General features: G+C 57.0%; 1 protein-coding gene. It reads right to left on the bottom strand.

The window, feature by feature from the left end; all coding sequences use genetic code 11:
* Positions 1–455: TRAP transporter large permease subunit (locus AC5RVV_RS18055; protein ID WP_494002720.1), on the bottom strand; the 455-nt coding region annotated here is incomplete at its 3' end.
* Positions 456–470 lie beyond the last annotated feature (15 nt).

Below are 470 nucleotides of genomic sequence, written 5' to 3'. Positions count from 1 at the left end.
AACCAGATCAAGTCGATCCCCAGCGCCTCCAATGGACCGAGGAACACTGGGATCGTGAGGAGCATCATCGCCAACGTGTCAAGGAAGAAGCCAAGAATGAGGTAGACGGGGATGAGCATCAAGAGGAATAGGATTGGAGTCAAGCCCATGCCTACGACAGTGTCGCCTACCCATTGCGCCAGCCCGCTCAGTGCCATCACCCGCGTGAGAATCTGTACTCCAAGAAGCAACAGGAAGATGGCAGCAACCGCGGAAACCGTTTCTATGAGGGTGCCTGAGAAGAACGACCCGACCAAACGGCGAGTAGGCACCGCGTTTGCATTCTTTCTGAGCTGCTGTTTCCTTCTTCGAAGGACCTGTCCCAGCCCGAGTATCAGCACGATGAGGGCGCCGTACGCCCCTGCTTCAGTCGCCGTGAAGACACCCCCGTAGATGCCACCAAGCACCACGACCACGATGAGCAGAACAGG

The sequence above is a fragment of the Arthrobacter sp. MDT2-34-1 genome (assembly GCF_059091365.1).
The sequence above is the reverse complement of the archived record's forward strand: the minus strand, read 5'-3'. Positions and strand labels throughout refer to the sequence as shown.